This window comes from Acerihabitans sp. (assembly GCF_036398755.1).
Lineage (GTDB): Bacteria > Pseudomonadota > Gammaproteobacteria > Enterobacterales > Enterobacteriaceae > Acerihabitans.
The window spans coordinates 31,908-57,439 of sequence record NZ_DASWOM010000059.1; the positions used below are offsets into that span (position 1 = coordinate 31,908).

Genomic DNA, 25,532 nt, shown 5'->3' on the forward strand with positions numbered 1-25,532 from the left:
GCTAAAATCGCATTGACCGGCCTCGCCCGCTTCAGGAGAACCGACAGATATGGCAGAGAATCAGCAGTTGGCCGCATTGGTGGACGCGTGCCATTGGATCGGCGCCAAAGGATGGAGCCCGGCGACCGGCGGCAATATGTCGGTGCGCGCGCAGGAGGGGCTTTGCCTTATCAGCGAATCCGGCAAGGATAAGGGCCGGCTGCGCGAACAGGATTTCGTGCCGGTGGACATCGCCACCAATCGGGTGCCGGACTCGCGCATACCTTCCGCCGAGACCGGGCTGCATACCTTGATTTACCGGATTTTCCCGGCGGCAGGGGCCATTTTGCACACCCATTCGGTGAATGCCACCGTGCTGTCGCGCCTTGAACCCGGCCAGGCGCTGCTGCTTACCGGCTACGAGATGCAAAAATCCCTTGAGGGCATAACCAGCCACCTGGAGCAGGTGGCGGTGCCGATTTTCGATAACGATCAGGATATACCGGCGCTGGCGGCCCGGGTGGCGGCCCGTCACGGGATCGCTCCGTTGCGCCACGGTTTCCTGGTGCGCGGCCACGGCCTTTACTGTTGGGGGCGCGATGTTTTCGCGGCGCGGCGCCATCTGGAAGGGCTGGAGTTCCTGTTCCAGTGCGAACTGCAGCGCCGCCGGCTGGAGGCGATATGATCAGGGCCATCGTCACCGATATCGAAGGCACCACCAGCGATATCCGCTTTGTCCACCAGGTGCTGTTCCCCTACGCCCGCGAAAGGCTGGCGGGTTACCTGCGCCGAAATGCCGGCGAACGGAAGCTGGCGCAGGCGCTGGCGGCGTTGCGCCGTGAAATCAACCAGCCCAACGCCGATACCGAGGCGCTTATCGCCACGCTGTTCGGATTTATGGATGAAGACCGCAAGTCCACCGCCCTGAAAGCCATACAGGGCATGATATGGCGCGACGGCTACCTCGAAGGCGATTTTCTCGGCCACCTTTATCCCGATGTGGCGCCCCGGCTGGCCGAGTGGCGAGGGCGGGGGCTGGGGCTGTATGTTTACTCCTCGGGCTCGGTGGAGGCACAGCAATTACTGTTCGGCCACAGCGAGGCCGGGGACCTGCGCCCGCTGTTCAGCGGCTATTTCGATACCCGCGTCGGCGCCAAACGCGAGGCGGCGTCCTACCGCGCCATGGCCCGCGAGCTGCGGCTGCCTCCCGGCGAGCTGCTGTTCCTGTCCGATATCGTGCAAGAGCTGGCGGCGGCGCGCGCGGCGGGCTGGCGAGTGTGCCAACTGGTGCGCGACGAGCCGGACCCGCAGCAACATTATCCCCAGGTTAACCGTTTTGACCAGATTGACTTACAGGAGTTAGCCCAATGAGTGCGTTAACGATTTTCAGTGATACCGATGCCGGCCAGCCGTTGTGGCAAAGCCGCGACGCCCCGGCCATCCGCCGGCAGCTCAACGATATCGGCGTTCGTTTTGAGCGTTGGCAGGCCGACCGGGAACTGGGGCGGGATCCGGCGCCGGCGGAGGTGATTGCCGCCTATCAGCCGGCCATCGACCGGCTGGTGGCGGAAAAGGGCTACCAGAGCTGGGATGTGATCAGCATGCGCGCCGATCATCCGGAACGCGAGCAGCTGCGGGCCAAATTCCTGGCGGAACATACCCACGGCGAGGACGAGGTGCGCTTTTTTGTCGAGGGCGCCGGTTTGTTTTGCCTGCACCTGCACGGGAAAATCTGGCAAATCCTGTGTGAGAAGAACGATCTGATTTCGGTGCCCGCCGGCACGCCGCATTGGTTTGATATGGGCAGCGCGCCGCATTTCACCGCCATAAGAGTGTTCGACAACCCGGAAGGCTGGGTCGCCAGGTTTACCGGCGATACCATCGCCGACAGCTACCCGCGCCTGGAGAGGTAAACGCCAGCGTCAAAACCGGGCATCCCGCCGGGACATAACACCCCCCGGCGCCTCCCGGTCACCCGCATGGCGCAAGGCTGCGACAAACCGGCCTCCACGGCCGGACTATGCCCCCGTTTCGCCCACGGGAGCCAGCGGGCGGCGGAACAGGCCGTCTTGCGCCTGCTGCGGCGTCACCACGCCGGTGTCCAGCACCCAGGCGCTGATAAGCGCGGCCGGGGTGACGTCAAAGGCCGGATTATAGACCTCGGCGTCTTGCGGCGCCCATTGGCAACTGCCGAAGCTGCCGGCTACCCCGGTGACCTCGCTTGCCGCGCGCTGTTCGATGGGGATGGCGTCCCCGTCGGGGCAGGCGGGATCGTGGGTGGTGTGCGGCGCGGCGACAAAAAAAGGAATGCCGTGGAAACGCGCCAGCACCGCCAGGCTGTAGGTGCCGATTTTATTGGCCACGTCGCCGTTGGCGGCGATTCGGTCCGCGCCGACCCATACGGCATCCACTTCCCGCCGCGCCATCAGGCCGGCGGCCATGGCGTCGCAAATCAGCGTATAGGGTATGCCCAGTTCGCCCAGCTCCCAGGCGGTCAGGCGCGCGCCCTGCAGCAGCGGACGGGTTTCATCCACCCAGACCTGGTCTACCTTGCCCTGGGAGGCGGCCACGCTTATCACGCCAAGGGCGGTGCCGATGCCGGCGGTGGCCAGCCCGCCGGTATTGCAATGGGTCAGCAGGCGACTTCCTGGACGTACCAGCGCCGCGCCGTGACCGGCAATGGCGTCGCACAGCAAGCGATCCTCTTCCACCAGGCGCAGCGCCTGGGCGACCATGGCGGCGGCATAGGCGTCCTGCTCCAGCGCCTGACGCATCCGCGCCAGATTATTCATCAGGTTAACCGCCGTGGGCCGGGCCTGGCGTAAGTCGGCAAGCGTTCGCGCCAGTTCCGGGCGCGCCATGCCGTTTTCCGCCAGCAACGCCAGCAGCAGGCTGGCGGACAGGCCGATAAGCGGCGCGCCGCGCACCCTGAGCGCGCGGATATGATCGATAAGATCCGCCGCGTTGTCCGTGGCGCACCAGTTCTGCCGCTGCGGCAGCGCCTGCTGATCCAGTATCCACAGGCGACCGTCGCGCACGCGCATGCTGGTGGTGTTAAGGTTTTGCATTAATTGTTAAATCCTTTTAGGTTATTGCATCTTATGGGCTATTCTGCCAACATGGCGGGAAGATGTATAGACGTCTATATGCTTTTACGCCTTTACGGCCTTAATTTTTTTATGAGGTGCCCCTTGTCTGTTTACCATACCCTCACCGCCGCCGATGCCGTGGAATATGCCCGCCGCCATGCCGGCGTGGATCAACCGGGCGCCCTGGTGGCCGCCGAAGAAGTCGGGGACGGTAACCTGAACCTGGTATTCAAGATCCTGGACGGTCAGGGCGTCAGCCGCGTTATCGTCAAACAGGCGCTGCCCTATGTGCGCTGCGTCGGGGAATCATGGCCGCTGACGCTGGATCGCGCCAGGATCGAGGCGGAAACCCTGCTGGTCCACGGCGGCTTCTGCCCACGGCATACGGTGCGCATCCTGCACCACGACGCGGGTCTGGCGGTGATGATCCAGGAAGACCTCAGCGACCATACCATCTGGCGCCGCGAACTTATCAACAACGTCTATTATCCCCAGGCCGCCGGCCAGCTGGGCGAGTATCTGGCGCGGGCGCTGTTCCACACCTCGGATTTTTACCAGCTTCCCCAGCATAAAAAAGCGGAGGTCGGGCGGTTTTCCAATCCGGAAATGTGCCAGATAACCGAAGATCTGTTTTTCACCGATCCTTATATCGACCATGAGCGTAATGCCTACCCGCCGTCGCTTGCCGCCGACGTGGCGGCAATACGGGGCGACGGCGCGCTGAAGGTGGCGGTGGCCGGTTTGAAACACCGCTTCCTCAGCCAGGCGCAGGCGTTGCTGCACGGCGATGTCCACAGCGGGTCGATTTTCGTCGCCGAGGGGCGGCTTAAGGTGATTGACGCCGAGTTCGGTTATTACGGTCCGATGGGCTTTGATCTCGGCACCGCCATGGGCAACCTGCTGCTCAATTATTGTGGTCTGCCGGGGCTGCTGGACCTGCGCCAGGCGGCGGACGCCCGCGAGCAGCGCCTGCGTGACGTGCGCGAACTGTGGCTGGCGTTTGCCGGGGGGTTCCAGGCGCTGGCGCTGGAAAAAAGCCGGGATATCATGTTGGCCGAGCCGGGTTATGCGCGGCAGTTCCTGCATCAGGTCTGGGTGGACGCGGTGGGTTATTGCGGCACCGAGCTTATCCGGCGCACCATCGGTTTTGCCCATGTGGCCGATCTCGATACCATCAGCGATGAGGCGATGCGCCATCAATGCCAGCGCCAGGCGCTAAGCCTGGGAGGAACGCTTATCCTGGCGGCGGCGCGCATTCCGGATGTCGATGCGCTGGTGGCGCGCGTCAGGCAGAACGGCTGAACGGGCGGGGCGCTCGCCCACGGCGCGCATTTTTTCGCGCGCGCGGCCTGCATTCCTGATTTCTTCTTCTATACTGACATAACGATATCATCGACTTAAGCGCTGAACGATGACAACCCAAACGAGAAGGAAAAGGGAATGAAAATATTTCTGTGGATTATTGCGATTATCTTTATTGTTGGCCTGTTAACCCTCACCGGCGTATTTAAACTGATCTTCTAAGCTATTTCCTTCCATTGCTTACGCAGCGCATGCGCTGGAGCTGAGCTTGCAGCGGGCATAATGGGCGAGGAGGGTAAAGCGAAGGGTCGATGCGTCTTTACCCTCCTCGCCCATCCTGCCCGTGGCAACCTTTTCGCCCTCAGAGACCAACTTCGCCCGCCGATCATCCCAGGTATTCAATAATCGACAGCCCCGCGTTGTAATCGGTGCTGTAGATAATGCCCTGGGCGTCAACAAACACATCGCAGGATTGTATGACCTTCGGCCGGCCGGGGCGTTTATCCATGAGCGCCGCCGGCGCCGCCGGCACCAGCGCGCCGGTTTCGCGCGGATGATAGGGATCGCTGATATCATAAGCGCGAACCCCGGCATTCTGGTAGGTGGCAAAAATCAGCGTCGAGCTGATAAAGCTGCCCGGGCGGTTTTCATGCAGGTTATGCGGGCCGAAATGCGCGCCTTTGCGCACGTAGTCCGTTTCGTTTGGCTGGGGAAAGGTCGCGATGCTCACCGGGTTGGCCGGCGCGCGAATATCAAATACCCAAATCAGTTTCTCGCCGTCCTCCTGGTTATCCAGCACCGCTTCGTCCAGCACGATAAGCAGGTTGCGGTCCGGCAGGGGCAACGCGGTATGGGTGCCCCCGCCAAACGGCGGGCTCCAGTTACGGTGGCTTATCAATACCGGCCGCGCGCGATCGCTGACATCCAGCAGGGTAAGGCCGCCGTCGCGCCAACTGCCGTAGGCGGTGTCGCCGCTGACGATAGCATGGTGCAGCGCATAACGTTTGCCCTGCGGCCAGTCAGGCCGTTCACCGCCGGCGGTGTGCATGCCCGGTAGCCAAAACTTGCCCGCCACCGCGGGTTTGGCCGGATCGGCCAGATCGATGGTCAGGAAAATATAATCGCTGTAGCCGTCGAGCAGGGCCGAGACATAGGCCCAGCGGCCACCCACATACCAGATGCGGTGAATGCCGATGCCGTCCAGGGGAAGAAAGCTGATTTCCCGCGGCCGGTCGGGGGTGCTGATGTCAAAAATACGCAAACCGGCGCTCCAGCCCCGATTCGCCGGGCCGTGGCTGACGGTATCGTTGACCTGGCGGGTGTAATAGACTTTTTCATCGGCAAAACGCGCGTCGGCAAACAGATCGCGCGCGTTGATGACCAGCAGCAGGTCGTCATGGGCCTGCAAATGCACGTTCCAGGTGCCTGGCGGCGCGGCGATAAACCCGGCGGGCCTGGGATGTTTAACATCGCGAACGTCCACAATGGATACGCCTTGCGACACCATATGGCCGATATAAGCGTAGCCACGGTGCACCATCACCTGTACGCCGTCGGGTTTTCCGCCCTGGTCGCTGTGGCTGAGCAGCCGCATATTGCGGCTGTAATCCGGGATGGGAAGCGGCTTATCTGCCATCGGTCCGGCTCCTTAATTCTTGGCGTGCGCGGTTTCAAGCGTGGCGAACCAGGGCGCGACAAAGTCGTCCGCCCGGCCCCAGCCCGGGATAATGGTAGCCAGCGCCGCCATGTTTACCGCCCCCGGCTGGCTGGCCAGCAGGGCCTGCGGGATAACGGCGGCGCGGAACTCATAGGTCGCGGGCGTCGGCTCGCCGGCAATTTTATTGGCCACCAGGCGCAGGTTGATTTTGCCGATAAGCTTCGGGTCCACCGCCACGCTGACCTTCCAGGGACTGTCGGACTCGCGCATTAACTGCAGATCCTGGTTGGATATGTCAATGCTGTAGAGCTTGATTTCGCTTCGGCCGTTTTCCTTAAGCGCCTTATAGGCTCCCTGGCTGAAGGCATCCCAGGTACCCCAGATTGCGTCGATCTTACCTTTGGGGTATTTGGCCAGCACCGCGCCAACCTTATTGGCGGTATCGCCCTGCACATCCGACGACACCGCGCCGATGGATTCCAGCTCATGAATGCCGGGATTTTCCCGCAGCAGGGTCTGATAGGCCGCCTGGCGGCGCTCCATCGGCGGGAAACCGGCCACCCAAAGTTTAATGATGTTGGCCTTGCCGTTAAAATCCTTGATCAACCGGCCAAAGGATTCCCTGGTCAGCGAAGCGTCATCCTGTTGAGTCACGGTTACGCCCGGCACCGTACCCTGGACCGCCGTATCAAACACCGATACCGCAATACCGCTGGCGGTAATGCGCTTGACCAGTTCGGTGGAGTAGGGATCGCGTCCCTGGGACAGGATAATGCCGTCGTATTTCTGGGTAATTGCCTGGTTAACGAAATCCTGGAACCGGGCATCGTCGCCATTGCTTAAAAAAGTGCTTACTTTGAAACCCAGTTTTTTCCCCTCCTCGATCACCCCCGAGACAAACTGCGTGGTGTTGTCGTCGGACCCCAGGTTGCGGATTACCGCGATACGGATGGGGCCGTTATGCTGGGCAATGGCGGCGGGAACGGGCGCGGCGGCGAGGGCCGGCATGCCGGTCAGCAGGCCCAAAGCCAACAGCGGGGATAATAATTTTTTCATCAACGGCTCCATGAGGTGGACAGGATAAACGAGGGCGCAAGATAGCAGCCTGTATGTCTGGATGTCTATTTTGCCCGGCAATGCATCATAGCCAGCGCGACGGGATTAAGAAATGTTTTCCGTTATGACTTTTTGGCAGATGTTATGCCATTTCGTGCGCATGAGAATACGGGCTTGTGAGCAGGAACGTGAACCCGCTATCTGAAACAATGAATGTACTTAAAGCCGCCAAAATCCCCAATGGCCCGGGCCGCGGGCATAGTTCGCAATTGATGGGCATATTGTTGATGAAATAAGCCAAATCGAGAAAAACCGTGGTGTTTATAACCACGGTATGGCGTGTTATGGGGGACCAGCCGCTCAGCCGCTCAGCCGTTCGCCGACGCCAGCCGGCGGCGATGCTGTTTTTCACCGATCATGGTCAGGGCCAGCAGCAGCACCGCCAGGAGGCAGCCGCCGATCATCACGATAAAACCACCGTTCCAGCCAAAATAATCCACCGTATAGCCGACCACCGAGCTGGCCGCCACCGAGCCACCGAGATAACCGAACAGGCCGGTAAAACCGGCGGCGGTGCCGGCGGCTTTTTTCGGCGCCAGCTCCAGGGCGTGCAGCCCTATCAGCATCACCGGACCGTAAATCAGGAAACCGATCACCATCATGCACAGCATATCCACGCCGGGATGGCCGACCGGGTTAAGCCAGTAGACGACAGTTGCGATCGTGACCAGCGCCATGAAAAACATGCCGGTGGCGCCGCGATTGCCCCTGAATACCTTATCGGACATCCAGCCGCACAACAGCGTGCCGGGAATGCCGGCATACTCATAGCAGAAATAGGTCCAGGAGGTCTTATCCAGCGTGAAGTCCTTTACCTCCTTCAGATAGGTCGGCGACCAGTCCAGAATGCCGTAGCGCAGCAGGTAGATAAACACATTAGCCAGGGCGATATACCATAACAACTTATTGGGGAAGACATATTTTTGCAGGATCTGGCGCGTGGACAGTTCCTGTTCGGCGGCCTGTTTATCATAGTCCGGCGGGTAATCGTTTTTATACTCCTCAATCGGCGGCAGGCCGCAGGATTGGGGGGTATCGCGCATCAGCGCGTAGGCCGCCACCGCGATGACGATGGCGACCAGGGCGGGCATATACAGCGCGCTATGCCAGTCGTTAAACCAGATCATGCCCAACAGCAGCAGCAGCGGCGGAATACCGCCCCCCACGTTATGGGCGCAATTCCATACCGAAACAATGGCGCCGCGCTCCCTATGTGACCACCAATGCACCATGACCCGCCCGCACGGGGGCCAGCCCATGCCCTGGAACCAGCCGCAGGCAAACAGCAACACGAACATAATGGCGATACTGGAGGTGGCCCAGGGCACAAATCCCATAAACAGCATCACCGCGGCGGCGAGCATCAGCCCGGCCGGCAGGAACACCCGCGGATTGGACCGATCCGAAACCGATCCCATAACAAATTTGGATATGCCATAGGCAATGGAGATGCCCGAGAAGGCCACGCCCAGGTCGCCGTGACTATAACCTTGCTCAACCAGGTAAGGCATAGCCAGCGCGAAATTTTTTCGCACCAGGTAATAGGCGGCGTAACCGAAAAAGATACCTAAAAACAGTTGCCGGCGCAGGCGGCGGTAAAGGGGATCAACCCCATGTTCCGGCACGCGGGGCCGATGGACGGCGGGTTTGAACAAACGTAGCATGTCGTCTCCGGTGGTGTTTAAAAAATGACCAGCCTGAACTTTTGTAGAGGCGACCGAAGTATGACCGGAGGGATGGAATGAAGTCGCGCGTTGGTCCCGTGATCCGGGATCTGCGTCGGCAGGCATATTCAATTTTTAATAGAAATCTGCGAAATATGATAGAAACCATATTATAAACATGGATTTACCGGCGGCTTGCCCGCGGCGCCGCCGGGGTCCGGCCTTGGCGACGGGACGGATCAGCGCCGCTGGATATAGGTGATGGCCAGCGCCGCGGCCAGCACCAGGCCCTTGATAATATCCATCGCATAATAGGGCACCGACATCATCACCAGGCCGTTTTGCAATACGCCCAGGATCACCGCGCCCACCAGCGTTCCCAGCGCGTTGGGTTTGCCGGAACCGGCCAGGGAAAAGCCGATATACGCCGCGGCCACCGCGTCCATCAGGTAGCCGCCGCCGGCGTTGACCTGGGAGGACCCGATGCGCGAGGCCAGTAAAATCCCCCCAAGCGCAGCAAGCCACGACGAGATAACGTAGGCCAGGATGCGGTAACGGGCGGTGCGGATGCCGGCCAGCCGCGCCGCTTCAGGATTGCCGCCGATGGCGTACATCCGGCGTCCGTGCCTGGTCAGGGATAAGCCGAGCTGCACCACTACCGTGACCGCCAGCATGATAATCACGATAACCGGCACCTGGCCCAGGGCGGAAAATACCGCCGGTATTTCGCCCTGGGCCATATCGCCGCCCGGCAGCACCATATTCTGCGTGATGGAGCCGCCGAAGCTGTAGGTCATCGCAACGCCCTGCACCACAAACAGCGATCCCAGCGTGGCCAGCATATCCGGAATTTTCAACACGACGATCAGAAAAGCGTTGAACAGGCCCACCAGGGTACAGACGGCGAGCGTCAGGGCGATCGCCTGCGTGGTATCCAGGCCGTGCCAGACAAACATCGATACCACCAGCGCATTGGCCAGCGAAGCGGTGGATCCCACCGACAGGTCGAAACCGCCCACCGCCAGCGACAGCGAGACGCCGATGGCGATGATGGTCACGATGGCGATGGAGCGCAGAATATTGACGATGTTATTGGCATCGAGAAAATTATCCGAGGCCAGGCCGAACAGCGTCACCAGCGCCACCACCGTCAGCAGCATCCCCCAGCGGTATAAAAAGTCAAACAGGCGGTGACGCCAGGGCTGCGCGCCCGACTTCAGGAACAGTTCATTACTCAAGGGAGCGTACCTCCGGTTGAATATAACAGCAGGGTTTCTTCATCCGTGGTTCGCGCGTCCAACTGCGCCACGATGCGCCCATCCCACATCACGCAAATACGATCGCAAAGGCCCAGCAGCTCGGAAAACTCGCCCGAGGCGTAGATGATGCCTTTGCCCTGGCGCGCCAGGCCGTCAATCAATAAAAACAAATCCTGCCGGGCCTTGATATCCACGCCTTTGGTCGGCTCGTCGAAGATGAGCACCTCGGCGTGGCCGCGCAGCCATTTGCCGACCGCCACCTTTTGCTGGTTGCCGCCCGACAGGCGCAGCAGTTTTTGGTCCAGGCCGCTGGCGCGGATGCCCAGGCGTTCCACCATCCGGCGCGCGAAGCGGCGCGCCCGCCCGGCGCTGAACCAGCCCCAGCGGGTAAAGGTTTTATCGGCGCAAACGCTCAGGTTCATGGGCAGGTTTTCGTGAATAAAAATGCCTTCCTTGCGCCGTTCCTCCGGCACCAGGGCCATTCCGCGCCTTACCGCATCATAAGGCGTGGTCGGTCGCCAGGGCTTGCCGTTGAGTTCGCCGTCGGCGACGCTTACGGCCGAGGCGCCGAACAACGCTTTGCACAGCTCGGTTTTGCCGGCGCCCGCCAGGCCGGCGATGCCCAGGATTTCGCCCCGGCGAAGCGAAAGGGAAATATCGCGCAGCAGCCGGGCGTCATGCAGCCCCGTCACCCGCAGCAGGATCTGCTCGCGGGCAAGAGGACGCGGCGGCGGGAAAATAGCGTCCAGGGCATGGCCGAGCATTTTTTCAATGATTTGCCCGCTGGTCAAACCGGCCATGGGGCCGGCGCCGACCTGTTTGCCGTCGCGCAGCACCGTTAGCCGATCGCAGACTCGCGCCAGCTCGTGAATGCGATGGGATATAAACACCACGCCGATGCCTTCCGCCCGCAAACGCCGCGTTAGCGCAAACAGCCTTTCGCTTTCCGCCAAATCGAGCGGCGCGGTGGGTTCGTCGAGGATCAGGAGTCGACAACGGTGGGACAACGCCCGCGCCAGCAGGATATGCTGCTTTTCCGCCAGCGTGCAAAGGCCCGCGGGCCGGCGCACGTCAAGCGTGACCCGCAGCTGCGCGAGCAGGGCCTGCGCCTGGCGGTAGAGTTGGGGCCAGTGGCACAGCTGGCCGCGTTCCGCCAACTGGTCCAGCATGATATTTTCGCCCACGGTCAGCGTCGGCACCAGCGCCACGTCCACTTCCTGCTGCACCAAATGGATGCCCAACCGCTTGGCCTGGCGCGGCGAGCGCAGATCCACCGGTTGGCCGTTTATAAGGATTTCGCCCTGATAATGGGCATGGGTGCCGGACAGGATGGCCATCAGGGTGGATTTGCCGGCGCCGTTAGCGCCGATTAACGCGTGCACCGAGCCGCCCTCGAGCGTGAAGTCGACCCGATCCAGCGCCCTGAAACCGGCGAAGGCGATGGAGATGCCACGCATTTCCAGGGTGAACGTCTCTTTTGACCTGAGTGTAGTCATCAGCGCGGGGACTCTTTTCAGACGATCGGCAAACGAGACCGTTATGCCATAATGGCGGGATTTTTCATCAATAGGGGGATTTTGGCAATAACGGAAAAAGCATAAGCTACATAAAAACGGTCTTGATCTTTATCGCCGCCGGCGGGTCGATAAACCGACAGCCCCGCTCCTCGGGCCGCTGCCGGCATGGTATCAGCGCGGGCATGACACGGGGCCGCCCGCGAAAGATCAGTCGGTACGTCTTTCCAGGATGTGGAAAGTCACATCCATGACGTCATTGCGGATATAGGCACGGTGATCGTCCATATGCTGCGCCTGCTGGTGCTGCTCAAGATGACGGATACTTTTCCACTGCTCCAGCATGAAAATGGAGTCGGGCGCGGTTTTGCGCCACGGCACCTGCGCCTTATAGTCGGTAAGCAAGGTATATTCGCTGCAACCGTCTTCCGCCAGCACGTTGGGCCGGAGTGCCTGGATGGCGGCTAAAACCGCTTCTCTTCGTCCCGGTTTTACTTTGATTTCTGCAATTACCGTGATCATCGATTCCTCAGTCTTTGAATAAAAAGTGTTGTTCGGCACTAGTTAACCAAAGACGCGGCCCAGATGCTCGCGATATTTTATTATATCCTGCTCTATCCGCGGTTGTTTTATGACATCGTTGCAGATGAACGTCGGCAACATCGACATGCCGAGGAACTGATTGGCCTTATGGAACGGCAGGTAAACGCCGTCCACGCCCACGCCTTCGAAAAACTGATCCGGATCGGTAAAGGCTTCCAATGGGGCGTTCCAGGTCAGCGACAGCATATAGCCTTTCCCTTGGATAAGGCCGCCGGACCCGTATTTTTTCGTGCTGTCCGATCGCGTGCGTCCATCGCTGGCGTAGAGCCGTCCGTAGCCGACGGTAAACACCTCGTCGATATATTTTTTCAGGATCCAGGGCTGCCCCATCCACCATCCGGGCATCTGGTAGATTACCGCGTCCGCCCAAAGATAATTATCGACCTCGCGTTCACTGTCATACCCCTGGTCGACCACGGTCACGCGCACGTTCAGGCCGGCCTCCGTCAGGAACGTGACGGCCACGTCGGTCATGGTGTCGTTTAACGCCCCTTCGGAGTGGGCGAATTTTTTGCCTGCGTTAATAATAAATACATTGTTCATTTTATTGCGCCTTAAATACGTTGAACGGCAGTGTAGCCCGCGGCGGCAAAATGAAACAGGGCGCCGGGCGCATAACATTTTTGTCCGCGACGCAATAAAGCCGCGTTATCAAGCTCTGTGACAGCCGGGTGCCGGATAGGGTAGTATCAGGGGCTATTACCACCAAACCAAAGGGTATGGCTAGCCATCCAGACCATACCGCGGTGAGAGGAAACAACGATCAATGAGTGATTTGGCTCATGACGGCGCGGAAAGCCTGGCGCTGCATACATTTACCGAGAACGCCTACCTTAACTACTCCATGTACGTCATCATGGATCGCGCGCTGCCGTTTATCGGCGACGGCCTCAAGCCGGTGCAGCGCCGTATTGTCTATGCCATGTCGGAACTGGGGTTGAACGCCAACGCCAAATACAAAAAATCCGCCCGCACCGTGGGCGATGTGCTGGGCAAATACCATCCCCACGGCGACAGCGCCTGCTACGAAGCCATGGTGCTGATGGCGCAGCCCTTCTCCTACCGTTATCCGCTGGTGGACGGCCAGGGCAATTGGGGGGCGCCGGACGATCCCAAGTCCTTCGCCGCCATGCGCTACACCGAGTCCCGGCTGTCCAAATACGCCGAGCTGCTGCTGGGCGAACTCGGCCAGGGCACCGTGGACTATGCCCCCAATTTCGACGGCACGCTGCAGGAGCCGAAAACCCTGCCGGCGCGGCTGCCCAATATTCTGCTTAACGGCACCACCGGCATCGCCGTCGGCATGGCCACGGATATACCGCCGCACAATGTCAGCGAGGTCGGCGCCGCGATCATCGCGCTGCTGGATAATCCGAAAACCACCCTGGATCAATTGCTGGAATACGTTAAAGGGCCGGATTACCCCACCGAGGCGGAAATCATTACCCCGGCCGAGGACATACGCAAAATCTACCACAGCGGACGCGGCTCGGTGCGCATGCGCGCCCTGTGGAAAATCGAAGACGGCGAGGCGGTGATTACCGCCCTGCCGCACCAGGTGTCCGGCGCCAAGGTGCTGGAACAAATCGCCGCCCAGATGCGGGCGAAAAAGCTGCCGATGGTGGAGGATCTGCGCGACGAGTCGGATCATGAAAATCCCACCCGTCTGGTGGTGGTGCCGCGCTCCAACCGGGTCGATCTGGAGGCGGTAATGCACCATCTGTTCGCCACCACCGATCTTGAGCGCAGCTACCGCATCAATATGAACATGATAGGCCTTGACGCCCGTCCGGCGGTCAAGAACCTGCTGGAAATCCTCAACGAATGGCTGGTCTATCGCCGCGACACGGTGCGCCGCCGCCTGAACTACCGGCTGGAGAAAGTACTGCGCCGCCTGCATATCCTGCAGGGGCTGCTGGTGGCCTATCTTAATCTGGACGAGGTTATCCATATCATCCGCACCGAGGATGAGCCGAAACAGCAGTTGATGCAGCGCTTTGCGCTCAGCGATACCCAGGCCGACGCCATCCTCGAATTGAAACTGCGCCATTTGGCCAAACTCGAAGAGATGAAAATCCGCGGCGAGCAGGCGGAACTGGAAAAAGAACGCGATAAGCTGCAGGGCATCCTGGCCTCCGAGCGCAAGCTGAGCAATCTGCTGAAGAAAGAGATCGAAGCGGATATCGCCGCCTACGGCGATCCCCGCCGTTCGCCGCTGGTGGAGCGGGGCGAGGCCCGGGCGCTGAGCGAAAACGAACTCACCCCGTCGGAACCGGTGACCATCGTACTGTCCACCATGGGATGGGTACGCAGCGCCAAGGGACACGATATCGATCCCAGCGCGCTGAACTATAAATCCGGCGACAACTTCCTTTCCTCCGCCCGGGGCAAAAGCAACCAGCCGGTGGTGTTTATCGACTCCACCGGACGCAGCTACGCGCTGGAACCCTCCGCGCTGCCGTCGGCCAGGGGGCAGGGCGAGCCGTTAACCGGCAAGCTGACGCTGCCGCCGGGCGCTACCGTGTTGCATATGCTGACCGGCACCGACGAGCGCAAACTGCTGCTGGCCTCCGACGCCGGGTATGGGTTCGTCTGCACCTTCGACGATCTGGTGGCCCGCAACCGCGCCGGCAAGACCATGCTGACCCTGCCGGAGAACGCCCGGGTGATGCCGCCGCTCTGGGTAAACCCGGAGATCGAGCAATTGCTGATGGTGATTACCGAGGCGGGACGGCTGCTGCTGTTCCCGGTAAGCGATCTGCCGCAGCTCACCAAGGGCAAAGGCAATAAAATCGTCTCGATAACCGCGGCCGACGCGGCCGCCGGGAAAGATCGCCTGGTGTGGATGCAACTGTTGTCCACCAAGGGATCGGCTACGCTTTATGTCGGCAAACGCAAATTAACCCTGCGACCTGAGGACTTGCAAAAATACCGCGCCGAGCGGGGACGTAAAGGAACGCTGCTGCCCCGCGGCCTGCAGCATATCGACCGTATCGTGGTGGATGACCCGCTGGCCGCGACCGACCCTGACCAGGCGGCGCTGCCGGACCAGTAGCGGTCGGGCCGTTCGGCCCGCGATTCCTTAGCGGACGCGGGCCGGCTATCGGGGCCAAGCGTCGCGGTTTGACGTAAATGTTATCAGCGCCGTACCGGGAATAACCGTGTATTTTGTCATGAAGCCGGTATACTAGCGGCGGCTGATGGTTAAGAGGTTAATATGCTAGCGATTATTCGTACCATTGTGGTGGTGCTGCTTTCTATTTGTATCTGCGTATTTGGCTTGATTTATTGTCTGTTCAGCCCGAGAAATCCACGTCATGTCGCCACCTTCGGCCGGCTGTTCGGGCGTATGGCGCCCATTCTCGGCCTCAAGGTCGAGCTGCGTTATCCCCAAACCATGGTCACCCGGCAAAACTGTATCTATATCGCCAATCATCAAAACAATTATGACATGGTGACCGCCGCGAGCATGGTGCAGCCGCGCACGGTGACGGTGGGCAAGAAGAGCCTGCTGTGGGTACCCTTTTTCGGCCTGCTGTACTGGCTGACGGGCAACCTGCTTATCGATCGCGACAACCGCTCGCGCGCCCACGGCACCATTGCCGAAATTGTTAAGCAGATAAAGAAAAAAAACATTTCCATCTGGATGTTCCCCGAGGGCACCCGCAGCCGGGGCCGCGGGCTGCTGCCGTTTAAAATGGGCGCATTCCATGCCGCCATCGCCGCCGGGGTGCCGGTAGTGCCGATTTGCGTTTCCAATACCTCCAACGATAAGATCAGGCTGAACCGCTGGAATAACGGCCTGGTGATCGTGGAAATCCTGCCGCCGGTGGATATCACGCCTTACGGCCGCGATCAGGTGCGCGAACTGGCCGCCCATTGCCGCGAGATCATGGCGGCCAAACTGGCGGACCTGGATGCGGAAGTGGCCAGGCGCGAAGGGCGCGCCGCCGCCCAAAAGGCCGGGTAACGGCTATGTCATTCAACAGACGCCAGTTTATCCAGGCATCGGGTATTGCGTTATGCGCCGGCGCGCTGCCGCTGGGCGCGCGCGCCGCCGGGCAGCCGACCGCCTTACCCATCCCGCCGCTGCTGGAATCGCGCCGCGGGCAGCCGCTGTTCCTGACGCTGCAACTGGCGCACTGGGAGTTTATCCCCGGCAGGCGCGCCGCCACCTGGGGCATCAACGGCGGCTACCTTGGCCCGACGGTACGGGTTTACAACGGCGACGACGTCAAGCTTATCTATAACAATCGGCTTAACGAGCCGGTTTCCATGACCGTCAGCGGCCTGCAGGTGCCCGGCACGCTGATGGGCGGCGCCCCGCGCATGATGTCGGCCAGCGTCGACTGGTCGCCGGTTATCCCGATACGCCAGCCGGCCGCTACCTGCTGGTACCACGCCAATACCCCCAATCGCATGGCGCCGCATATCTATAACGGCCTGGCGGGACTGTGGCTGGTGGAGGACGAGGTGAGTAAATCCTCACCTCTGCCCAATCACTATGGCGTGGACGATTTCCCGGTGATTATCCAGGATAAGCGCCTGGATAATTTCGGCGCCCCGATATACAACCCGCCGGCCAGCGGCGGTTTTTTCGGCGACACGCTCTTGGCCAACGGCGCGCAGAGCCCTTTCGTGGAAGTATCCCGGGGCTGGGTGCGGCTGCGGCTGCTTAACGCCTCCAACGCCCGGCGCTACCAGCTACAGTTAAGCGACGGACGCACCATGCAGGTGGTGGCCGGCGATCAGGGCTTTTTACCCGCCCCGGTGCCGGTGAGCCAGTTGTCGTTAGCCCCCGGCGAGCGCCGGGAAATCCTGATTGATATGTCGAAAGGCGAAGAAGTGTCGATCACCGCCGGCGCGGCGGCGGGCATCATGGATCGGGTGCGCGGATTTTTTGAGCCATCGTCCAAGCTGATTTCAACCATCGTGCTGACGCTGAAACCCACCGGGCTGCTGCCGCTGGTTACCGATAACCTGCCGATGCGGCTCCTGTCGGACCAGCTTATCGACGGCAATATCACCCGCACGCGCGAGTTTCACCTCGGTGACGGGCAGCCTGAGATCAACGGCGCCATGTGGGATATGAACCGCACCGATTTCCGGGCGCTGCAAGGCAGTTTTGAGCGATGGATAATCCACGCTGAAACGGCGCAGCCGTTTCATATCCAGGGCGTGGCGTTTTTGATAAAACGGGTCAACGGCAACTCGCCCTTGCCGGAAGACCGCGGCTGGAAGGATACGGTTTGGGTCGACGGCGATGTGGAGCTGATGGTCTGGTTTCCGCAGGTGGCGGGCGACCATTTTCCTTTCCTGTATTACAGCCAGACGCTGGAAATGGCCGACCGCGGCTGCGCCGGCCAGTTTACCGTCAGCCCCGGCTAACGCGGCCTGTTCGGCGGTACACCTGGCGCGGGCACCTTCGGCCGCAACAATAAAACGCGGCGCCCGCGGCTTTTATACGGCGCTCGCGAGCGACACCCTCGCGCCCGCGGGAACGGATTAGGGTTTAACGAAGGTATCCGGGTTTGGTCCCAGGCGTTTACCGCTATCCAGTCGGGCAATAGCGTCCAGCTCGTCCTGCTGTAGCCTGAAGTCCAGCACCGCGAAGTTCTCCTTTATACGCGACGGCGTTACCGACTTTGGTATCACCACCAGGCCGGAGTCGAGGTGCCAGCGTATCACGACCTGTGCCGGGCTTTTGCCGTATTTTTGCGCCAGCTCACGGATAATCGCCTGATCGAATACCCCTTTCCCGCCCTGCGCCAGCGGACTCCAGGATTCGGTCAGTATATCGTGCGCGGCGTTCCATTGGCGCAGTTCGCGCTGTTGCAGCAGAGGATGCAGCTCGATTTGATTAATCACCGGCGTAACCCCGGTTTCATCCAGCAGGCGCTGCAAATGAGGGGCATGGAAGTTACATACGCCGATGCTTTTTGCCAGCCCCTCCTCCTTTAGCTTGACCATATCGCGCCAGGCCTGGACATAGGTATCCTGGGCGGGCACCGGCCAGTGCATCAGATACAGATCGACATAATCGAGCCGCAATTTCTTCAGGCTCTCTTCCAGGGCCTTAGGCGCCGCCGTCTGGTCGGCATTCCACAGTTTGGTGGTGATAAACAGCTGTTCACGCGGCAACGAGGCCGCTTGCAGCGCCTCGCCCACGCCGGTCTCGTTCTTGTAAATGGCCGCGGTGTCGATAGAGCGGTAACCGACGTTCAGCGCTTCCCGCACCGCCGTCAGAACCTCTTCGTTGCTGGCTTGCCAAACGCCCAGCCCGAGCTGTGGCATGGTACGTCCATCATGAAATTTAACCGTAGGTTGCGACATCATTTCTCCTTTCTTGTCGTACGCCGGTCCCATTCGGGCCGGCAGGGGTCTATCGTTGGTAGATCAATTATTCTAGTAGAATCTGCGACCTTATGTGGCGAAGGCACATCTCCATTGTGGTCATACCCTGGCCGCGACTCAATGCATAATCCTGCCTGCCATTTGCCTGTTTCTCCAAAAGGGTATAGAAAACGAATAAAAAATGGCAATATATCTGTAGGATCGTATCCACAGGAGAATACATGCCATGACGCAAAATCAATCCCTCAGTACCCGTTTGTCGCTGCGCGCCATGCAATTGCTACGCGAGAAAAATGCCGTGGCCATTCCCCATGTCAAGCTGCTGTATGCCGATGCCTACTACGCCCGCACCCCGGTAATGTACGAGCCGTGCATTGTCATCCTGTTCCAGGGCCGCAAGACCGGGTATCTCGGCGGCAAAACCTTTTTTTACGACGCCAGCCAGTATTTGCTGCTAAGCGTGCCGCTGCCGTTTGAATGCGAAACCTTCGCTTCAAGCGAACAACCGCTGGTGGGGTTATCCATCGGCGTCGATACCTTGATGTTGCAGGATTTGATTATCGATATGGGGGACGATGCGCAATTCAGGGCGGTTACCCCCCAATCAAGCGGGATAAACGCCGCGCCGCTGACCGAAGAATTGTTCTGCGCCGCCGAACGCCTGCTCGATATCATGGATAAGCCGCTGGACGCGCGGGTGCTGGGGCAGGCCGTGGTGCGGGAAATTCTCTATTATCTGCTGCAGGGTGAATGCGGCGACGCGCTGTACGCCCTGGCGAACCGGCAATCGCATTTCAACCAGATAGCCAAGATCCTGAAGAAAATTGAACGGCAGTTCGCTGATAACCTGACCATCGAACAGTTGGCGACGGAGGTCAATATGAGCCTGTCGGCGTTTCATCATAATTTCAAAGCGGTGACCAGCACCTCGCCTCTGCAATACCTGAAAACCTACCGGTTGCATAAGGCGCGCATCCTGATGCTGCATGACGGGCTGAACGCCGGAACCGCGGCCATGCGGGTGGGGTATGAAAGCCCCTCGCAGTTCAGCCGCGAGTTCAAGCGGTATTTCGGCCTTTCGCCCAGGGATGATGTGGCACGGGTGAGGATTGCGGGACAGCAGCTGATGTTGCCGGCATAACCCGGTTGCGCGGCGCGGCGAAACCGGGGCGTCAGGCGGTGTTCTTGACCTTGCGTTTGCGCAGCAGCAGCAGCAGCGTGCCCACCAGTCCGCTGCACAGCAAGACCAGCGGCAGCACCATCAGGATCGTCATCACCTGGTCCTCATGGTGTTTTACCAGCGGCACATGGCTAATGGCATACCCGAGCGTCAGCAGGGTGCCGACCCATATCAGGGCGCTCAGCCAATTGAACAATTGAAAACGCGTGCTGTTCAAACCGGAAATGCCCGCCATGGTGGGCAGAAGCGTACGGATAAAAGCCAGGAAACGGCCGACCAGCAGCGCCATCAGGCCATGGCGATTGAACATCGCATAGGCGCGCTGATGGTAATGGGCGGGCAGATGCAGCAGCCAGCCGCGGACAATACGGGTATCACCCAGCCAACGGCCCTGCAGGTAGCTGAACCAGCAGCCAAGGCTTGCCGCCACGGTAAGGATGATCAAGGTCGGGATAAAGGCCATCACCCCTTTCGCCACCATGGCGCCCGATAGCAGCAGCAGACTGTCGCCGGGTAAAAAAGAGGCCGGCAGCAGGCCGTTTTCCAGGAATAGGGTGGCGAACATCACACAATAGACAATTCCGATTACCCGCGGATTTGCCAGGGCGGCAAAATCCTGTTGCCACAGCGCACGGACAATCTCATGTAATACGCTCATCTCTACCCGCTTATCTCATTTTATTGGCAGCTTAACGTTAACATCCCTGTCTGTCCTCGATCGCCTACGCAATTGGACAATATTTATTAACTATTTTAGACCTGATCCCGCTTATGTGCGACGCGCCGCTTCCTCAATCCGGTCAAAGCCGGCGGCGAGATCGGCAATCAGGTCTTCGGTATTTTCCAGACCGATATGCAACCGGACCAGGGTGCCGGTAAAATCGACCCCGCCGGCGGGACGGATGGCCGCGATATCCTCGGGCTGGTTGGCCAGGATCAGCGATTCAAAGCCACCCCATGAATAGGCCATGCTGAAATGGGTGAAGTGATCGAGATAATACGCCAGCTGCGCCTGGCTCAGGCGCGCTTTCAGCACAAAAGAGAACAGCCCGCTCGCGCCGGTGAAATCGCGGATAAAAAAGGCATGGCCTTTACACCCGGGCAGCGCCGGATGATTGACCACCGCCACCTCCGGACGATCCGCCAGCCAGGATGCCACCCGCATGCCGTTCTCGGCGTGCTGCTTAAGACGCACGCCCAGGGTGCGCAAGCCGCGAGCGGCCATATAGGCGGTATCGGCATCCACCATCTGGCCCATTAAATAAGACTGTTCGCGCAGCTGATCCCAGCAACGGGCGTTGGCGACCGCCGTGCCCAGCATGGCATCGGAATGGCCGATAATATATTTGGTGCCCGCCTGGATGGAAATATCCACCCCCAGCGCCAGCGCAGGCAACAAAATTCCCGCCGCCCAGGTATTATCCAGCATGATCACGATATCGGGATTGATCGCCCGCACGGCTGTGACGATCGCCGGAATATCCTGTACTTCCATGGTGATGGATCCCGGTGACTCCAAAAATACCACCCGGGTGTTCGGCTGGATTAAATCGGCGATCCCGGCGCCTATCAGCGGATCGAACCAGGTGGTGGCGACATTCAGCTTGCCCAGGATATGGCGGCAAAAATCAGTGGTCGGCTCGTAGACGGAGCCGGTAACCAGGATATGATCGCCCGCCGAGACAAACGAGAGAATGGCGTTGGTCACCGCCGCCGCGCCGCAGGGATAAAGGGCGCATCCCGCTCCGCCTTCCAGTTCCACCATGGCCTGCTGCAGGGAAAAATGGGTCAGGGTCCCACGCCGGCCATAGAACAGCTCGCCGTGGGCACGCCCGGCGGTAGCCTTTTTTTTCGCCTCTACCGTGTCGAAAACCAGCGAAGAGGCCCGCTGGATAACCGTATTGACCGAACCCAGGGTGTATTTTTTATCCCTGCCGGCGGTAATCAACGCCGTCTCGATTTTCTTAGCCTTCATTATCTACGCTATGCCTTTAACTGAAAGTCTGTGCTGATAGGTCCACAGGCGCGATGAAGCCCGTATTCGCTGAGCTACGTTAACATGTTTACGCGGCGGCGGCAGGCGTTTTGGCCGGCCTGAAACGATTTATAATAATATTAATTTGGATTTGAAAAGACCAAAACGGCATAACCGTCCCAGGCGTTAACTACCCCGGGCGGAGGGTGGCGGAAGACGCCGTCAAAATGTTAATGAGGTTATTTTTCCCGGCGAGGTGTTATGGGATTGCTTTGCGCGGGATACATTTTAGGGTGAGTTGTCGCCGGCATAAGGATCGTTGATACAAATAATAATGAGAACCACTATCAATTCCCGTTCTGTTTGCTATCATTCTGGCTGGAAAATTCTTTAGCTAAGCTTAAGGTGGAGGCGCAGCGTGAAAATGGCTGTTTTGAAACTTACCCCGGTTCTGTCCCAGATGGCGCGGCGACGTACCTGTTCATGGCCCGCGCTGCTGCGCGGCCTGCCCGTCGCCATGCTGCTGGCGTTTGGCCTGGCGGGGCAGGCTACGGCCGCCGCGCCGGATACCGTCGCCGCGCCGTTGGGCACCGCCGCGACCACCGCGCCGGAAGGAGAGAGCGCGCCGCAAATGCTACCGCAGGCAATACCTGTGGACGCCTCCGGCCAGCGGCTGCTGCCGCAAATGGATTTGTCGGTGTGGGGTATGTATCAGCATGCCGACGTGGTGGTCAAAACCGTGATGATCGGACTGCTGATGGCCTCCATCATTACCTGGGCGTTGTTTTTTGGCAAAAGCGCCGAACTGTCGTCGGCTAAACGCCGGCTGCGCCGCGAAATGGCGGGACTGAAGGATGTGAAGAACCTGGATGAGGCTTTTTCAATCGCGGCGTCATTCAAAGATACCAGCGTCGCCAGCCGTCTGCTGGCCATGACGCACGATGAGCTGGCGTTGTCCGCCGATTCCAACGACAACAACGGTATTAAAGAGCGCGTCGCCTTCCGGCTCGAGCGCAGCGTCGCGGCCACCAGCCGCGCGATGGGCAAAGGCAACGGTTTCCTCGCCACTATCGGGGCCATTTCGCCGTTTATCGGCTTGTTCGGCACCGTTTGGGGCATCATGAACAGTTTTATCGGCATAGCCCATACCCAGACCACAAACCTGGCGGTGGTGGCGCCGGGCATCGCCGAGGCGCTGCTGGCCACGGCGATTGGTTTGTTCGCCGCTATCCCCGCCGTGGTTATTTATAATATTTTCGCGCGCACCATCGCCGGCTATAAAGCGATGGTGGGAGATTGCGCCGCGCAGGTACTTTTGCTGGTGGGGCGTGATCTGGATCTGGCCGCCAGCGCCGGCCGGCATAGCGCGCATTCCGTGGCCAAGTTCCGGGTAGGTTAACGCGATGGCGATGCACTTGAATGAAGATATTGACGGTGACGGCGAAATGCACGATATCAACGTGACGCCATTTATCGATGTGATGTTGGTATTGTTGATTATCTTTATGGTGGCGGCTCCATTGGCGACGGTGGATATCCGGGTGGATTTGCCCAACTCAACCGCCACCCCGCAGCCGCGCCCGGATAAGCCGGTTTATCTCTCGGTAAAAGGGGATAAGCAGCTGTTTCTCGGCGATCGCGCCGTGACATCGGCTAGCCTGGCAACGGCCCTGGATGCGCTGACCCAGGGCAATAAGGATACCACCATCTTTTTTCAGGCTGATAAAAGCGTTGATTATGAAACGCTGATGTCGGTGATGGATAACCTGCGTAGGAGTGGGTACTTCAAGGTCGGACTGGTGGGGGTGGAAGCCGGCGGGAAAGGTTAGGGAACCCGCTGGGTTTATGCCCCCGGCCGGGGGGCTTGCCGAGGTTCGATTTTCTGTTGCCTTGGCAGGCGCAATCTGCACAAAGGCAACCTATACCGTACCGCCAACCCCCTTTGCATCCAAGGCGCGCGCCGGGACATCAACCTAAGTGGTTGCCGCCGGTGACGCCGTGAACTTCGGCCGTGACGTAGCTGGATTCCTGCGAAGCCAGGTAAACGTAGATCGGCGCGAGTTCGGCGGGCTGACCGGCGCGGCCAAGCGGGGTCTGGCTGCCGAATGAAGGCAGCTTTTCGGTGGGCTGGCCGCCGGACACCTGCAATACGGTCCAGATGGGGCCGGGCGCCACGCAGTTGACCCTGATGCCTTTAGCGGCGACCTGTTTCGCCAGCCCACGGGTATAGTTCAGGATGGCGGCCTTGGTGGACGCATAGTCAAGCAGGGACGGGCTGGGTTGATAGGCCTGAATGGACGACGTGGTGATAATGGACGCCCCGGCGGGCAGGAACGGCAGCGCCGCCTTGGTGATCCAGAACAGTGAAAAGACATTGGTTTCATAGGTTTTGCGGAACTGTTCGGTCGTCAGGTCGGCAATATCCTCCACCGCCGTTTGCTTACCCGCCACCAGCGCCAGGATATCCAGGCCGCCAAGCTGGTTTACCGCATCTTCCACCACTTTTACATTAACCGATTCGTCGCTTAAATCACCGGGCAGCATGAACACTTTGCGCCCCGCTTCCTTTATGAGCTCCGCCACCTGCTCGGCGTCTTTATGTTCATCGGGATGATAAGCCAGGGCGATATCCGCCCCTTCCCGGGCATAGGCGATAGCCACCGCGCGGCCGATGCCCGAATCGGCACCGGTAACCAGAGCCTTGCGTCCGGCCAGGCGGCCGCTGCCACGATAGGTTTGCTCACCGCAATCGGGAACCGGCGTCATCTCGGTTTGGAGCCCCGGCGCGTCCTGGCTTTGTTCGGGGAATTCTTCGCGGGTATATTGGGTCACCGGATTACGCATGGTGTATTGATCAAACTCGGCCATTTCTCTCTCCTGAAAAATAATAATCAAGACTATCGTAACGATAAGCTTAGTTGATTTTTATGATTTGTCGAATAATAAAAATTCAACATCTGTTATTGTCATAATAATTACTTTTCATAAAAATATTCTTTGTTTCGTTATTATTTATCTGTAACCATGTCGAGTAAAGCTGAGGTTATAAATTAAACAGATTATGAGAATATAATATTGAAAGGAATAATTTTTTAAAAATAGCTAGCGGCTAGAAAATATATTGTGTGACATCAGGCGGGCCGTCGCTGTTTATTTCCCGGCCGGGGCAAGCCGCGGCGGAATCGAGGGGGGCGCGAAAGCTGCGGATAAACTGGAGATGATTATCACGCCAGCGCGAAATGGAAATCGGGCATTGACTATCATAGTCGCCCGCGGGACTCCGGCATGCCGCGACGACGTCGCGACGGGGTATTTTCCCGCCCCTGTCGCGCGAAGCACAGGGGCTTGCCGCCGCCGTATAGGCTGCCTGGTCACAACCCGTGCCGCAACCCGTGGCATATTCGTCTTGATGTTTAACGGCGCCGGCGGACGCGCTCTGCTCTTCAACTTCCGTAACCAGCGTAAGGTTACCTTCCGGGTCTTCCTGGATGATACAAAAATTCCCCCTTAGCAACTCTATGATACTCATGCCGTGGCGTTTCACCGCCAGGCTGATGATTTCTTCGCTAATAAAATCGGTGTTTGAGGGATAGTAATTGAATAATAAGTAATTTAACAGCGGCAGGTTGTCGATATGGCCGATGATATGCCATGATTCCTCTCCCTGGTTATACGCTTTATAGGGGGTACCATCTCCGATGAATAATTGACCTTGCCTTAATTGATAAACTTTGCCGCGCGGTCGTGACGTGATGGCCAAGGTATTATTTCCTTGGCTAAGGATGACACAAAAACGATTGCCCATACACCCTCTTGAAACTATTGTTAATGCTAATGACT

Annotated in this window: 24 protein-coding genes; 11 read left to right on the top strand and 13 right to left on the bottom strand. The window is 59.4% G+C overall.

What is annotated here, in order from left to right; genetic code table 11:
* Positions 1–49: 49 nt before the first annotated feature.
* The 3 genes from VGC33_RS09795 to VGC33_RS09805 are packed head-to-tail and all read left to right on the top strand — an operon-like array spanning position 50 to position 1,892.
* Positions 50–664, top strand: a complete 615-nt coding sequence (locus VGC33_RS09795) for a methylthioribulose 1-phosphate dehydratase (protein WP_331120560.1) — start codon at positions 50–52, stop codon at positions 662–664.
* On the top strand, positions 661–1,350 hold the full coding sequence (gene mtnC / locus VGC33_RS09800; protein ID WP_331120561.1) for an acireductone synthase: 690 nt from the start codon (positions 661–663) through the stop codon (positions 1,348–1,350). Before VGC33_RS09795 ends, mtnC begins: the two co-directional genes overlap by 4 nt.
* Positions 1,347–1,892, top strand: a complete 546-nt coding sequence (locus VGC33_RS09805; RefSeq protein ID WP_331120562.1) for a 1,2-dihydroxy-3-keto-5-methylthiopentene dioxygenase — start codon at positions 1,347–1,349, stop codon at positions 1,890–1,892. Before mtnC ends, VGC33_RS09805 begins: the two co-directional genes overlap by 4 nt.
* 105 nt (positions 1,893–1,997) lie before the next feature.
* On the opposite strand, the gene mtnA is transcribed toward VGC33_RS09805, so the two are convergent.
* A complete protein-coding gene (gene mtnA, locus VGC33_RS09810; protein ID WP_331120563.1) occupies positions 1,998–3,047 on the bottom strand; it encodes an S-methyl-5-thioribose-1-phosphate isomerase in 1,050 nt (349 codons plus the stop codon).
* A 123-nt stretch (positions 3,048–3,170) separates the two neighbouring features.
* Here mtnA and mtnK point away from each other — a divergent pair, with 123 nt between their 5' ends.
* Both mtnK and VGC33_RS23330 read left to right on the top strand, forming a co-directional pair.
* On the top strand, positions 3,171–4,370 hold the full coding sequence (mtnK, locus tag VGC33_RS09815; protein WP_331120564.1) for an S-methyl-5-thioribose kinase: 1,200 nt from the start codon (positions 3,171–3,173) through the stop codon (positions 4,368–4,370).
* Between the two features lie 138 nt (positions 4,371–4,508).
* On the top strand, positions 4,509–4,592 hold the full coding sequence (locus VGC33_RS23330) for a small membrane protein YohP (protein WP_442976089.1): 84 nt from the start codon (positions 4,509–4,511) through the stop codon (positions 4,590–4,592).
* 163 nt (positions 4,593–4,755) lie between these two features.
* Here VGC33_RS23330 and VGC33_RS09820 read toward each other — a convergent pair whose 3' ends face one another.
* The 7 genes from VGC33_RS09820 to VGC33_RS09850 form a co-directional block, all read right to left on the bottom strand.
* On the bottom strand, positions 4,756–6,006 hold the full coding sequence (locus VGC33_RS09820; protein ID WP_331120565.1) for an LVIVD repeat-containing protein: 1,251 nt from the start codon (positions 6,004–6,006) through the stop codon (positions 4,756–4,758).
* A gap of 12 nt (positions 6,007–6,018) precedes the next feature.
* Entirely contained in the window at positions 6,019–7,083 is a 1,065-nt protein-coding gene (locus VGC33_RS09825) for a sugar ABC transporter substrate-binding protein (RefSeq protein ID WP_331120566.1), read from the bottom strand.
* Positions 7,084–7,451: 368 nt separating this feature from the next.
* A complete protein-coding gene (gene glpT / locus VGC33_RS09830) occupies positions 7,452–8,807 on the bottom strand; it encodes a glycerol-3-phosphate transporter (RefSeq protein WP_331120567.1) in 1,356 nt (451 codons plus the stop codon).
* A gap of 239 nt (positions 8,808–9,046) precedes the next feature.
* Entirely contained in the window at positions 9,047–10,045 is a 999-nt protein-coding gene (locus VGC33_RS09835; protein WP_331120568.1) for an ABC transporter permease, read from the bottom strand.
* Positions 10,042–11,562, bottom strand: coding sequence for a sugar ABC transporter ATP-binding protein (locus VGC33_RS09840; protein WP_331120569.1), 1,521 nt, complete (start codon positions 11,560–11,562; stop codon positions 10,042–10,044). Before VGC33_RS09840 ends, VGC33_RS09835 begins: the two co-directional genes overlap by 4 nt.
* A 228-nt stretch (positions 11,563–11,790) precedes the next feature.
* Positions 11,791–12,102 carry a putative quinol monooxygenase gene (locus VGC33_RS09845; RefSeq protein WP_331120570.1) on the bottom strand — a complete coding sequence of 104 codons (312 nt, stop codon included), beginning with the start codon at positions 12,100–12,102 and terminating at the stop codon, positions 11,791–11,793.
* A 42-nt stretch (positions 12,103–12,144) separates the two neighbouring features.
* On the bottom strand, positions 12,145–12,726 hold the full coding sequence (locus VGC33_RS09850; protein WP_331120571.1) for an NAD(P)H-dependent oxidoreductase: 582 nt from the start codon (positions 12,724–12,726) through the stop codon (positions 12,145–12,147).
* Between the two features lie 223 nt (positions 12,727–12,949).
* Between VGC33_RS09850 and parC the strand changes: the two genes are divergently transcribed.
* From parC to ftsP, 3 genes are all read left to right on the top strand, one after another.
* Entirely contained in the window at positions 12,950–15,238 is a 2,289-nt protein-coding gene (parC, locus tag VGC33_RS09855; RefSeq protein ID WP_331120572.1) for a DNA topoisomerase IV subunit A, read from the top strand.
* A 162-nt stretch (positions 15,239–15,400) separates the two neighbouring features.
* On the top strand, positions 15,401–16,153 hold the full coding sequence (locus VGC33_RS09860) for a 1-acylglycerol-3-phosphate O-acyltransferase (protein ID WP_331120573.1): 753 nt from the start codon (positions 15,401–15,403) through the stop codon (positions 16,151–16,153).
* Positions 16,154–16,158: 5 nt separating this feature from the next.
* Complete coding sequence (ftsP, locus tag VGC33_RS09865; RefSeq protein ID WP_331120574.1) at positions 16,159–17,571, top strand: cell division protein FtsP; 1,413 nt, start codon at positions 16,159–16,161, stop codon at positions 17,569–17,571.
* A 117-nt stretch (positions 17,572–17,688) separates the two neighbouring features.
* Here the strand turns inward: ftsP and dkgA are convergent, their stop codons facing one another.
* Complete coding sequence (gene dkgA, locus VGC33_RS09870) at positions 17,689–18,516, bottom strand: 2,5-didehydrogluconate reductase DkgA (RefSeq protein WP_331120575.1); 828 nt, start codon at positions 18,514–18,516, stop codon at positions 17,689–17,691.
* A 292-nt stretch (positions 18,517–18,808) separates the two neighbouring features.
* Between dkgA and VGC33_RS09875 the strand changes: the two genes are divergently transcribed.
* Entirely contained in the window at positions 18,809–19,678 is an 870-nt protein-coding gene (locus tag VGC33_RS09875) for an AraC family transcriptional regulator (RefSeq protein ID WP_331120594.1), read from the top strand.
* 31 nt (positions 19,679–19,709) lie between these two features.
* On the opposite strand, the gene VGC33_RS09880 is transcribed toward VGC33_RS09875, so the two are convergent.
* Positions 19,710–20,375 carry a DedA family protein gene (locus tag VGC33_RS09880; RefSeq protein ID WP_331120576.1) on the bottom strand — a complete coding sequence of 222 codons (666 nt, stop codon included), beginning with the start codon at positions 20,373–20,375 and terminating at the stop codon, positions 19,710–19,712.
* A gap of 111 nt (positions 20,376–20,486) precedes the next feature.
* A complete protein-coding gene (gene metC / locus VGC33_RS09885) occupies positions 20,487–21,692 on the bottom strand; it encodes a cystathionine beta-lyase (RefSeq protein ID WP_331120577.1) in 1,206 nt (401 codons plus the stop codon).
* 460 nt (positions 21,693–22,152) lie between these two features.
* Here metC and exbB point away from each other — a divergent pair, with 460 nt between their 5' ends.
* Together exbB and exbD are read left to right on the top strand one after the other, a co-directional pair.
* Entirely contained in the window at positions 22,153–23,091 is a 939-nt protein-coding gene (exbB, locus tag VGC33_RS09890) for a tol-pal system-associated acyl-CoA thioesterase (RefSeq protein ID WP_331120595.1), read from the top strand.
* 4 nt (positions 23,092–23,095) lie between these two features.
* Positions 23,096–23,521, top strand: coding sequence for a TonB system transport protein ExbD (gene exbD, locus VGC33_RS09895; protein WP_331120578.1), 426 nt, complete (start codon positions 23,096–23,098; stop codon positions 23,519–23,521).
* Between the two features lie 139 nt (positions 23,522–23,660).
* Here the strand turns inward: exbD and VGC33_RS09900 are convergent, their stop codons facing one another.
* The gene (locus VGC33_RS09900; protein WP_331120579.1) at positions 23,661–24,560 is read right to left on the bottom strand and encodes an SDR family oxidoreductase; all 900 of its coding nucleotides are present in this window, start codon (positions 24,558–24,560) and stop codon (positions 23,661–23,663) included.
* A 241-nt stretch (positions 24,561–24,801) separates the two neighbouring features.
* The gene (locus VGC33_RS09905) at positions 24,802–25,497 is read right to left on the bottom strand and encodes a class II glutamine amidotransferase domain-containing protein (RefSeq protein ID WP_331120580.1); all 696 of its coding nucleotides are present in this window, start codon (positions 25,495–25,497) and stop codon (positions 24,802–24,804) included.
* Positions 25,498–25,532 lie beyond the last annotated feature (35 nt).